We start from the raw sequence: 3,171 nt of genomic DNA, 5'->3' as shown, positions 1-3,171 counted from the left end.
CAGCCGGGCCACGGCGCGCGCGCCGGCGCTGCGGCCGACCGTGTCGGCCGCCTGCAGGTCGTCGGCATGGACCGCGCTGCTGTGGTCGTAGTCGGTCTCCATCGCCGTGCCCTCGCCGGCGATGGCGGAGACCGAGATGCTGCTGCCGGTCGACCCGGTGACGCGGGCGAAGCCGTTGCTGGCCACCATCGCCGCCATGCTGCGGCCGAAGCCGGCGCTGGCGCCCTCGGAATTGGTCACGCCCTGCACCGCCAGCGCCGCCTCCTCGGCCGCGCGGGCGCGGTCGGACAGGGTCTCGGTCGACGGCTCGACCGGGTCGACCAGGTCGAGCTCCGGCAGCGCGGTCGCCAGCTCGGACGGGTCGGCAATGCCGCAATACGGGTCCTCCGGCACCACCTTGGCCATGGCCACGGCGCGCTCCACCGCCTCGTCCAGCGCCGCCGGGCGGCGGTCGGAGGAGGAGACGATCGCCATGCGCTTGCCGATGAAGACGCGCAGCCCCAGGTCGCCGCCTTCGGAGCGCTCGACATGCTCGAGCTTGCCGAGCCGGTAGCTGATCGAGATCGAGGTGCTGTCGAACAGCACCGCGTCGGCGGCGTCGGCGCCGGCCCTCCTGGCCTTGCCGATCAGGCCGGACAGCAGGTCGAGGGTCGCGTCATGGGAATCGGGCATCGTGCGGTCCGTCGGTTCCGGGGCCATCCCGGTCATGTAGCGACGCCGCCCCCGCCGCGGCAAGGTGCAAGGGCAAGCGGACGCAGCCGAGGGGCAGTGTCGGCAGCTCGCCCAAGGCTGTCATTGCGAGCGTAGCGAAGCAATCCAGGGCCGCTCGCCCTGGCCCCTGGATTGCTTCGCTACGCTCGCAATGACGGTGAGGGATGGGAAAGCCTTTGCCAGGGCTTCAACTCCGCCGCCAGGACGCGCATCCTGGCGGGGCGAGTCGGCGGAAGCGGAGGGATCGGGGTGATCGCGAAACGGATCGGGACGGCGCTGGCCGCCGCCTGGCTGCTGGCTCCCCTGTTGCTGACGGGGGCGCCGGCGGGCGCGGTGGAGGAGGATCCCGCCTGGAGCCGGGTGCGACTGGCCACGCAGGGCGCGCCGCAGGTGATCGGCAGCTATTCCAATGGCTGCATCGCCGGCGCGGTGCAGCTGCCGCCGGAAGGCCCCGGCTACCAGATCATCCGCCTCAGCCGGAACCGCAACTGGGGCCACCCGACCCTGGTGGCGACGCTGGCGGATCTCGGCCGCCGGGCCCAGGCCGCCGGCCTGCCGCCGATCCTGATCGCCGATATGGGCCAGCCGCGCGGCGGCCCGATCACCGACCATGCGGCGCATGAGAACGGGCTGGACGCCGACATCTGGCTGCGGCTCGACCTGCCGATGCTGGCACGCGATCAGCGCGAGACGCTGAAGCCGGAATACATCACCGGCCCCTGGACCGATTACATCCCGCGCGGCGCCCTGTCGCCGCAGCAGGCGCAGCTGATCCGCCTGGCGGCGACCGAGCCGCGGGTCGAGCGCATCTTCATCCACCCGGCCATCAAGCGCGAGCTGTGCGCGATGAACTGGGACGACCGGTCCTGGCTCCACGTCGTGCGGCCCTGGACCGGCCACAACGAGCATCTGCACATCCGCATCGGCTGCCCCTCCGGCAGCCCGCTGTGCCGCGAGCAGGACCCGGCGCCGCCCGGCGACGGCTGCGGCGCCGACCTGATGTCCTGGTTCCCGATGCGCGCGCCCGTGCCGAAGAAGGGCGGCAAGCCCTATGTCCCGCCGCCGCTGCCGGCCGCCTGCATGGCGGTGCTGAACGCGCCGGCGGTGACGGCGGGGCAGTAGCGGGCGGGCACCGGGTCCGGCGGCCGTGTGGCGAAAGCCGTTTCAAGGGGGGAAGAATGCGTCGTGCCCTGATGGTGCCGGCGGCCGCGCTGGCGATGGCCACGCTGCTGTCCGGCTGCGAGAACAGTGCGATCCGGAACTGGACCAACCCGACCAAGCAGCGCCTGGTCGAGAACGGCTATACCGTCTCGGTGATCAAGAATGACGGCTGGTACGCGTCCTGGTTCTCGCCCGACGCGCCGATCGCGACGGTGCCGCCGCTGATCCTGCTCAAGCCGGCGCAGATCAAGGCGATCGAGAAGGTGTCCGGCTGCCGGGTCGTCGACGCGCTCTACAACGCCACCTCGGCCCAGCCGGCCTTTCTCGAGGCCACCGTGGACTGCACGGCCCGTCCGGCGAGCTAGGGCGTGAGCGGCAGGCTCGCATAGACCGCCGGTCCTTCGAAATCCTGCTTGCCCAGCGCGACGCCGGCGTGGCGCAGGATGGCGTAGGCCATGGCGATGTGGAACTGCAGGTTCGGCAGCGCGTAGTGCAGCAGGAAGGGCAGGCCGGCGAAGCGGCGGGTGCGGCCGCCCAGGGTGACGTCGATCACCCGCGCCTCCGATCCGTCGACCTGCTCCGGCTGCAGCGCCTCGAGAACGGCGAGGGCGGCGTCGAGCCGGGCGGTGAGCGCCGAGAAGCTCACGGGAGCGGGCGGGAAGCGGTGCTGGATGCCGCGGTTGAACACGGCGACATCCTCCGCCTCCGGGTCGGGCAGCGGCAGGCCGGCCAGCCGGACCGCGGCGCCGCGGGCGCCGTCGGCGGCGATCTGCACCTGCCGGTGCAGCGGAAACATGTCGGGCGCCAGCCGGGTCTCCAGCAGGACCGCCGGATCGAGCCCCTCGGCCAGGGCGTGCGCCTCGGCCTTCGCCAGGATGCCGCGGCAATTGGTGAGCGCCCGGGCGAAGGCCGGCACCGAGGCCTGGTACATCGAGATCGTCATCCGGTCCCTCCCGTCCATGGGCGGCTGCCGCCGGCCGCTAGGAACGCATGCTGCGGAGGTGCTGCCAAGCCAGGATGGCGCCGAACACCACGCCCCACACCAGGACGAGCCGGGGATTCTGGAGCAACGCCCCAGCCCGCACAGCAGCAGCAGGACCCGGCCCGGCGTCAGGCGGAACCGCGCCCCAGCGATGCGGCGGCACCAGGCCACCCGCTGCGGGTCGAACCGCCCGCCCACCCAGGGGGCGTGCAGGTCGTAGGCGACCAGCAGCTCGCGCAGCGGGCGCGCCCGGTCGACCAGCCGGGCGGTCCAGCGGGGCGACCGGCCCAGCAGCAGGCGGGCCGCGTGGCGCAGCC

At 73.0% G+C, this 3,171-nt stretch carries 4 protein-coding genes; 2 read left to right on the top strand and 2 right to left on the bottom strand.

The annotated features are described in order from the left end of the window. A partial coding sequence (locus P409_RS30295) for a PmbA/TldA family metallopeptidase (protein ID WP_274519187.1) occupies positions 1-672 on the bottom strand: 672 nt, incomplete at its 3' end. Positions 673-960: 288 nt separating this feature from the next. Here P409_RS30295 and mepA point away from each other — a divergent pair. Beyond that, entirely contained in the window at positions 961-1,833 is an 873-nt protein-coding gene (gene mepA, locus P409_RS30290; RefSeq protein ID WP_052121587.1) for a penicillin-insensitive murein endopeptidase, read from the top strand. Between the two features lie 56 nt (positions 1,834-1,889). Then, a complete protein-coding gene (locus P409_RS30285; RefSeq protein ID WP_152613628.1) occupies positions 1,890-2,237 on the top strand; it encodes a hypothetical protein in 348 nt (115 codons plus the stop codon). On the opposite strand, the gene P409_RS41005 is transcribed toward P409_RS30285, so the two are convergent. Then, the coding region (locus P409_RS41005; RefSeq protein ID WP_238578808.1) for a DUF1993 domain-containing protein at positions 2,234-3,171 on the bottom strand (938 nt) is incomplete at its 5' end. The two genes, P409_RS30285 and P409_RS41005, sit on opposite strands and share 4 nt — an antisense overlap.

Origin of the sequence: Inquilinus limosus MP06, from assembly GCF_000767795.1 — a bacterium.
Lineage (GTDB): Bacteria > Pseudomonadota > Alphaproteobacteria > DSM-16000 > Inquilinaceae > Inquilinus > Inquilinus limosus_E.
Note: the sequence above shows the minus strand (reverse complement) of the source record. Positions and strands in the feature narration are given on the sequence as shown.

What these genes read in the sequence shown, in the direction of transcription:
- P409_RS30285 (WP_152613628.1), top strand. Translation starts at nt 1,890, where the DNA reads ATGCGTCGTGCCCTGATGGTGCCGGCGGCCGCGCTGGCGATGGCCACG.